Here is an 8,220-nt window from a genome sequence, read left to right as displayed (position 1 = left end):
TCGCTAAATTAACCAATCTGACAAGCCTTGACCTCCATAACAACCAAATAACCCAGATTCCAGAGGCGATCACTAAATTAACCAATCTGACGCAGCTTGACCTCCGTCGCAACAAAATAACCCAGATTCCAGAGGCGATCGCTAAATTAATCAATCTGACGCAGCTTGTCCTCAGTCGCAACAAAATAACCCAGATTCCAGAGGCGATCGCTAATTTAACCAATCTGACGCAGCTTATCCTCAGTGACAACCAAATAACCCAGATTCCAGAGGAGATCGCTAATTTAACCAATCTGACGCAGCTTATCCTCAATGACAACCAAATAACCCAGATTCCAGAGGCAATCGCTAAATTAACCAATCTGACGCAGCTTATCCTCAATGACAACCAAATAACCCAGATTCCAGAGGCGATCGCTAAATTAACCAATCTGACAAGCCTTGACCTCCATAACAACCAAATAACCCAGATTCCAGAGGCGATCACTAAATTAACCAATCTGACGCAGCTTATCCTCTATTTCAACCAAATAACCCAGATCCCAGAGGCGATCACCAATTTAACCAATCTGACTACGCTTGACCTCCGTTCCAACCAAATTACGCAGATTCCAGAGGCGATCGCTAATTTAACCGATCTAACTAGGCTTGACCTCAGTAACAACCAAATAACCCAGATTCCAGAGGCGATCACTAATTTAACCAATCTGACGCAGCTTATCCTCTATAACAACCAAATAACCCAGATTCCAGAGGCGATCGAAAGTTTGCCAAAATTGGAAACACTAGATTTACGGGGAAATCCGCTTCCTATTTCACCAGAGATTTTAGGATCTTCTTATGATGTTGGTTCAGTTGAAGATATTTTCAATTACTTGCGATTACTCCGTAGCGGTGAAGTGCGTCCACTCAACGAAGCCAAACTCTTGCTCATCGGACAAGGTAGCGTCGGCAAAACATCGCTTATCGAGCGACTAATCCACAATAAATATGATAAAAATCAACCTCAAACCGACGGACTCAATGTAGAAACTTGGAACGTGCAGGTCAATAGCAAAGACATCCGCCTCAATGTTTGGGACTTTGGCGGACAGGAAATTTATCATGCTACCCATCAATTTTTTCTGACTAAGCGCAGCCTCTATCTCCTAGTTTGTAATTGTCGCACCAGCGAAGAAGAAAACCGCATCGAATATTGGCTAAAACTAATCGAAAGCTTCGGCGGACAGTCCCCCGTGATTATCGTTGGCAACAAAAAAGACGAACAACCCCTCGACATCAACCGCAAGGCATTACGCGAAAAATATCCTAACATTCAAGACATTATCGAAACCTCCTGCCAAGACAATATCGGCATTGATGAACTTCGCACCGCCATTTTGAAGCAAGTCGGCAAACTCAAAGAAGTCTACGACCTTCTACCCTTGACATGGTTTGAGGTTAAACAACAACTCGAATCCATGACTGAAGACTTCATCAGCTACAACCGCTACATCGGCATCTGCCACGAAAATAAAATTCTCGAAGAACAAAACCAAGATCAACTCATCGATCTCCTCCATCGACTTGGCTTAGTTCTCAATTTCCGCGATCATCCCATCCTCAAAGATACCAACGTTCTCAAACCCAACTGGGTGACAGAAGGCATTTACGCGCTCCTGAGCGATGAAAACCTCAAAACTAAAACCAAAGGCATTTTCACCCCCGCCGATCTCATCCGTATCCTTGACCCAGAGCGCTATCCCACCCAGCGTCATGGCTATCTAATCGAACTAATGAAGGAATTCGAGCTTGGCTTTGCACTAGAATGTTACCCACCACAATTTTTGATTGCCGGACTTCTGCCCAAAGACCAACCAGACGAAACAGAACTAGAAGGCGAAACCCTTGAATTTCAATACCATTACAAAGTTCTCCCCGAAAGCATCATTTCCCGCTTCATCGTCAACACCCACGAAAAAATCTATAAGCAAATCTATTGGCGCAGTGGCGTAATGCTGCAATATCAAGAAAACAACGAAATCTACAACATCGCTCGGATCAAAGCCGATCCCGAAGACAAAAAAATCTTCATAACCATTAGCGGACGTAAAGAAACCCGCCGCTTATTTCTCGGCATTCTCCGCGATGTCTTCAAAAAAATCCACAAAACCCTCCCCAATCTCGAAATCACCGAATGGGTTCCCGTCCCCAACCATCCCAAACACGATCCGCTCAAATACTCAGAACTACTCGGACTCGAAGAGATGGGAGAAACCCATAAAATTATTGGTGAACTCAAGCTCAAACTTGATTTGCGTCAACTTTTAGATGGCTATGAAGACATTGGAATGCGTCAAAGAAATTTTAAAGACGATCGATTTATTGATATAGAAACAGATGACTCACCTCTTACAGTTAATGTTAATGTTAGCGATCGCCGTTCTAAAACCTTTAACCAACATGGAGAAGGCGATAATATTGCTGGCGATCGGGTCGAAGGCAATAAAACAGGATGAAGTTACCCAACTTTGAATTAGCGTTTATCGATCGCAACAAACTGCAAAACTATAGCCTCAACTCCCAACACGATCGCGGAAAGCACAAAGCCAGACTGTTTGCCGCTATTCTAGATTTAGGTAGGGATGATGCAGAAATTTTGCAACTGCTAATCCAAGATGCGATTCAGAATTATGAAGCGATTCCCAGCCTGTTAGATGAATATGGTCAACGCTATATCGTCGATTTCTCTATCACCCGCAACCAAAACACTGCTAACATTCGCACAACTTGGATCGTCCACCCCACCGAAGATTTTCCCCGTCTCGTTAGTTGCTATATTTTGAGGTAATGCTCATGCTTGCGACCCCAAACAAACTCAATTTATTAGATATTGTTGCACTTAAAACTCCCTTATCCGAACATAACCTCCTTGCAGGTCAAGTGGGAACCATTGTCGAAATCCTTGCCCCCGAAGTATACGAAGTAGAATTTAGCGATGATGACGGTCAAACCTATGCCATGCAAGCCTTACCAGCCCATCAACTCCTAAAACTCCATTACAAACCCCTAAAAACTATGTCTAATAACATCCATCAATACGGCAAAGGCGATAATGTTGCAGGTGATAAAATCCAAGGTGATAAAAACGAAAATGACTTCAACAACGCAACTATTGGATTTGTCGCTCAAAACCAAGCCCAAGCCACAGTAAGCAACCTTAATCAAATAAGCGGCGCAAGCGTAGCAGAACTAATGCAACTGATCGGCAACTTACGCCAAACTGCTGCCCAATTTCCACGAGAAACCCACGACGACATGATCATTGATATTGATGATGTAGAAGTAGAAATTCAAAAGCCAGAAAAAGAACGCAATTTACCCAAACTCCAAAAGCGTCTAGTAGCTTTACTAACTGCTGCTACTGTAGTCGCTGCCCCGATCGCAGGTATGACAGACTTTACAAACAATGTTCTGGAAATAGGAAGCAAAGTAGGCATAGAACTAAAGCTTCCCCCTGTTAAATAGACTTTTCTCACTCCAGGGGCGATCGCAAATTTAAGCTTTACAGCAATTAAAGAAAAAATAAGCGATCGCTATTCATCAATAACTTTTAGGCGATCGCATAGCTTGAAATGATGCCCGCCTTTGATTTGATGAGAATTGAACTAGCGATCGCAAAGTAAAATAATTACCAAATAATTGTTACCAACTTTGCAGCAAAAATATTTTGATCGCAAGTTAATAAAGCTACTTGATTTCCTTGACTCTCTACAACTAAAGCTGTTGATACAATTTGGCGATCGTGCATTTCATTGATAGAGGTTAGTTCTACACTTTTTTCAATGACATCAGAATCCAGTGGATGTATAAAAACTCGTTTATCATTCTTAACAACCTTTAACAAGGCATCAACAGAAGGAATTGAAGTTTTACCACGAATAACGATCCATACCGACTCCGCCAAAGCGATCGCAGGCAAAATTAATTCACTGGTTGCATCGGAAAGAATAGCTTTTACAATAGGGCTTAAACGAGAATTACCTTCTAAAAACCAGATTAGGGCATGGGTATCAAGTATATATTTCATGTTAATAGATTCATGTCTAACTCAGATCCTCGTCAGCATCGCTATGAAACTCAGCATCTTTGAAATCAGACTCAGTAGATTGCTGAGAACCTGAAAACATACCAAAAGACATAAGCTGACTATCTAAACTGACTGATTTAGAAGTTAAAAAAGTTACAAAAACTTGGCTTTCAGTAATATTTTGTGGGACTTCAGCTAATTCAATTTTGCCGTTCCTGTATATTCCTTGAATTGTTTGTAACATAATGGGTTGTGTTAAGTAACTTGAGCGATCACGAATAAACCATCGCACTAGAACATTTTAGCTAAAATTTGACAGACTCAAAACCTTCTGTATGCTGTAAAATTAGTTGTGAATGGCACGATGGCTTCGCCGGTTCGCAAAGCGACCATCGCATAGCTTGAAATGATGCCCGCCTTTGATTTGATGAGAATTCAACTAGCGCTCGCCAAAATAACAAATGGGTTCTCCGAAATCACAAATGGGTTCCCCAAAATCACAAATGGGTTCCCCAAAATCACAAATGGGTTCTCCGAAATCACAAATGGGTTCTCCGAAATCACAAATGGGTTCCCCAAAATCACAAATGGGTTCCCCAAAATCACAAATGGGTTCCCCAAAATCACAAATGGGTTCCCCAAAATAACAAATGGGTTCTCCGAAATAACAAAGGTATTGTAAATCAGCTATTGTTCAACTGCTGAATAAACGCTTGATGTTCAACTGAACTTAGCCCTTTCTCCAACACTGCTAACACCTGTTGCATATTTCCCGCAACCAATGCTGATACATCAAGCCACAATCCTGGAAACACTAGACTTTGAATTATACCTGACGCATTTGGGATCAGTGCTACGTATTCACCATTTTGCAAGCTGAACCAACTAACAGTGCGATCAAAAACCTGCCAAACAATATATTCTTGAATGCTATTGCGGCGATAGGCACGTTTTTTATCATGCAAATCTTTGCTAGCACTACTGGCGGCAACTTCTACTACTAATTCTGGCGCACCTTCCACGTAACCATCACTACCCAGATGAGATGATCCGCCACACGCTGCATCAATTAACAAAATGGCATCAGGCTGAGGTTCATTATCTAAATCTAGCCGCACAGTTGGATTATCGCCCAGTCTTACCCCAGGCGTAGCTACTTTATAAATTCCCAGCCAAATCATTAAATTACCATGCGGTTCGGCGTGTGGTTCAAAGCGCAAAGGTGATGCCACGTAGACGACTCCTTCAATCAATTCGGCTTTCTTGACATTAGGCATGGCATTGTAGCGACGCTCAAATTCTGGACGAGTCAGGCGATCGCCATTCTCAAGTGGCAGAATGTATGAGGTAGAATTGCTTGAAGTCGGATGTTGTGGAGACGTGTTGACCACAATAGTTATTTTCTATTGAACCAATCTTAAATCTACTTCCTGATTGTATTCCCGATAAGCGATCACTTTGCAATGGACTCGTTGACCAACTTGTGGCCACAAAGAAGTGTCCGTGGGTAAACCAGATGAATCACAATCGGGTTTTGTACCAATATCTATAATTCCGCTTAGTTTGTAACCCTCAATGATTTGATAGCCAAGGTACACAAAAACACCAAAAGGCTTAATACTTATAACCTCGCCATAAAATTTGTGTCCAATAGGAAGATTCTGCTTTAACTTCTCCCACTGTTTAGCGATATCACTCATACACCTTCTGAATATGTTAAAAGTTTTTAGAGATGCGAAAGCAGGCGGTAGAGGTGGTGAAATTAATTGTATCGTAGTGCATTAAGCCAAAGAGACGTAGACATTGCTCAAATTTAAACATTAGTTAAGAATATTCGTAGGTTGAGTTGAGGCTTTGCGAAACCCAACATTTTGCGGGGTTTGTTGGGTTTCGTTCCTCAACCCAACCTACACATTTTTATTTTTTAAGGTTAACCCAACAGTATTAAGACTACATCTATAAGATAAGTACAAAAAGGACATAAACTTTTTGATGTAAAGCAAAGCATAAAAGGTGGTTATGGCTAAATTTCTTTTTGTAACAGACTTGGATGATACCCTGGTGTATCGCACCGTGGGCAATGACAGCGATTTACCAGAACTAAATCAACTGCTCAGTCAACATCGCCAAGAATACGGCACGAAAATCGTTTATGCTACTGGGCGATCGCCTGTACTTTACAAAGAACTCCAAGCTCAAAAAAATCTTTTACAACCGGATGCCCTCGTCCTTTCTGTGGGTACAGAAATTTACCTCGATGGTAGTGATACTCCCGACTCAGATTGGTCAGAAATCCTCTCTCCGGGATGGGAACGGGAAACTGTATTATCTATCACTAGAAAATACCGTGAGTTAGTTCGGCAACCAGATTCAGAACAACGTCCCTTTAAAGTGAGCTTTTTTTTAGAACAAGATTCATCTACAAATGTTCTCCCACAACTTGAAGCAGAGTTGCAGAAAAATAAATTAAATGTAAAGTTAATCTACAGTAGCGGGATTGACCTTGACATTGTACCCCATAGCAGCGATAAAGGTCAGGCAATGCAGTTTTTACGTCAAAAGTGGAAATTTGCAGCAGAACAAACAGTTGTCTGTGGTGATTCAGGTAATGATATTGCTTTATTTGCTGTAGGCAACGAACGGGGAATCATTGTGGGGAATGCCCGTAAAGAGTTACTCCAATGGCACGATGAGCATCCCTCTGACTACCGCTACCTGGCAAAAAGTTTTTGTGCAGGTGGAATTATCGAAGGTTTGAAATATTTTGGTCTATTAGAATGATTAGTTATCTTAAAGGTCTTGTTGCTGGTATCCAAACAGTTGGCGCTAATCGCGTGATCCTGACTTTGGAAGTGAATGGCTTAGGGTATGATTTGCAAGTTCCTCAACGCCTAGCAAACCATTTGCCAGAGTCGGGAGGAGTGGCGCAAATTTTTACCCATTTTCAAATTCGTGAAGAAGTGCCGTTTCTATATGGTTTTGCTTCGCCAGCAGAACGCGATTTATTCCGCCACTTGTTGACGGTTAGCGGTGTTGGTGCAGCCTTAGCGATCGCCCTATTGGACACTTTAGAATTACCAGATTTAGTCCAAGCAATTATCGCTGGCAATACCCAAATCTTAATTCAAGCTCCCGGTGTTGGTAAAAAAATTGCCGAACGCATCTGTTTGGAACTGAAAAGCAAATTAGTCGAGTGGCGCAAATCAGCCGGGTTCTTCGTCGCCACAGGTGGCCCAGCCCCCGGAATTCTCGAAGAGGTTCAAATGACCCTCTTCGCCCTGGGATATACTGCCCATGAAGTCAGTCATGCCCTGCACGTAGTCAGTGAAGACATTGGATTACCCAAAGATGCCTATGTCGAAGACTGGATTAAACAAGCTATCGCTCATCTCAGCAGCGAACAAGTTTAAATGCCCAATGCCCAATGCCCAATGCCCAATGCCCAATACCCAATGCCCAACCCTTATGCCTGGCTAGATGAATCTCTAGCAACAATTCATCGGGCAGACTGGTATCGTTCAGTACAAACGATCCACGGTCGCCCAGGTGCGACGGTAGTTTTAGCTGGACAAGAGGTAATTAATTTTGCCAGCAATGACTATTTAGGACTTGCGGGGGATCAGCGTTTAATAGCAGCGGCAACTGCTGCTATTGAAGAATTTGGCACTGGGAGTACTGGCTCTAGATTACTCAGTGGGCATCGAGAATTACACAGAGAGTTAGAAAAGGCGATCGCATCTACCAAACAAACAGAAGATGCCTTGATATTTAGTTCCGGGTATCTAGCCAATTTGGGTGCAATTACCGCCCTTGTAGGCAAACGTGATTTAATTTTATCCGACCAATACAATCATTCCAGTTTGAAAAATGGAGCAATTCTCAGTGGTGCAGCAGTTGTGGAATATCCGCACTGTAATGTTGCAGTACTCAAAACTCAGTTAAGTCAACAGCGGCAAAACTACCGACGCTGTTTGATTCTTACTGATAGCGTCTTTAGTATGGATGGCGATTTATGTCCAATGCCCGCACTGTTAGAGCTTGCTGATGAGTTTAGCTGTATGCTGCTAGTGGATGAAGCTCATGCCACTGGGGTACTAGGAAAAACTGGCGCTGGGTGTGTCGAACATTTTGGATGTACGGGAAAGCCGTTA

At 42.4% G+C, this 8,220-nt stretch carries 10 protein-coding genes; 6 read left to right on the top strand and 4 right to left on the bottom strand.

What is annotated here, in order from left to right:
- The 3 genes from ACEW80_RS17690 to ACEW80_RS17680 all read left to right on the top strand — a co-directional run.
- The coding region (locus tag ACEW80_RS17690; protein WP_373527848.1) for a COR domain-containing protein at positions 1-2,498 on the top strand (2,498 nt) is incomplete at its 5' end.
- Entirely contained in the window at positions 2,495-2,830 is a 336-nt protein-coding gene (locus ACEW80_RS17685; RefSeq protein ID WP_373527847.1) for a DUF6883 domain-containing protein, read from the top strand. The genes ACEW80_RS17690 and ACEW80_RS17685, both read left to right, overlap by 4 nt.
- 5 nt (positions 2,831-2,835) lie before the next feature.
- Positions 2,836-3,507 (top strand): DUF4926 domain-containing protein, encoded by a 672-nt coding sequence (locus tag ACEW80_RS17680; protein WP_373527846.1) that lies wholly within the window; start codon positions 2,836-2,838, stop codon positions 3,505-3,507.
- A 163-nt stretch (positions 3,508-3,670) separates the two neighbouring features.
- Here ACEW80_RS17680 and ACEW80_RS17675 read toward each other — a convergent pair whose 3' ends face one another.
- The 4 genes from ACEW80_RS17675 to ACEW80_RS17660 form a co-directional block, all read right to left on the bottom strand.
- A complete protein-coding gene (locus ACEW80_RS17675; protein ID WP_373527845.1) occupies positions 3,671-4,069 on the bottom strand; it encodes a type II toxin-antitoxin system VapC family toxin in 399 nt (132 codons plus the stop codon).
- Between the two features lie 16 nt (positions 4,070-4,085).
- A complete protein-coding gene (locus ACEW80_RS17670; protein WP_373527844.1) occupies positions 4,086-4,313 on the bottom strand; it encodes a hypothetical protein in 228 nt (75 codons plus the stop codon).
- 439 nt (positions 4,314-4,752) lie between these two features.
- Positions 4,753-5,460 (bottom strand): Uma2 family endonuclease, encoded by a 708-nt coding sequence (locus ACEW80_RS17665; protein WP_373527843.1) that lies wholly within the window; start codon positions 5,458-5,460, stop codon positions 4,753-4,755.
- 12 nt (positions 5,461-5,472) lie between these two features.
- Positions 5,473-5,769 (bottom strand): hypothetical protein, encoded by a 297-nt coding sequence (locus ACEW80_RS17660; RefSeq protein ID WP_373527842.1) that lies wholly within the window; start codon positions 5,767-5,769, stop codon positions 5,473-5,475.
- Between the two features lie 319 nt (positions 5,770-6,088).
- On the opposite strand from ACEW80_RS17660, the gene ACEW80_RS17655 reads away from it, so the two are divergent.
- The 3 genes from ACEW80_RS17655 to ACEW80_RS17645 all read left to right on the top strand — a co-directional run.
- A complete protein-coding gene (locus ACEW80_RS17655; protein WP_373527841.1) occupies positions 6,089-6,850 on the top strand; it encodes a sucrose-phosphate phosphatase in 762 nt (253 codons plus the stop codon).
- Complete coding sequence (gene ruvA, locus ACEW80_RS17650; protein WP_373527840.1) at positions 6,847-7,479, top strand: Holliday junction branch migration protein RuvA; 633 nt, start codon at positions 6,847-6,849, stop codon at positions 7,477-7,479. The genes ACEW80_RS17655 and ruvA overlap by 4 nt, the downstream gene beginning before the upstream one ends.
- A gap of 42 nt (positions 7,480-7,521) precedes the next feature.
- A partial coding sequence (locus tag ACEW80_RS17645) for an aminotransferase class I/II-fold pyridoxal phosphate-dependent enzyme (RefSeq protein WP_373527849.1) occupies positions 7,522-8,220 on the top strand: 699 nt, incomplete at its 3' end.

The organism is Nostoc sp. (assembly GCF_041747015.1).
GTDB lineage: Bacteria > Cyanobacteriota > Cyanobacteriia > Cyanobacteriales > Nostocaceae > Nostoc.
Note: the sequence above shows the minus strand (reverse complement) of the source record. Positions and strands in the feature narration are given on the sequence as shown.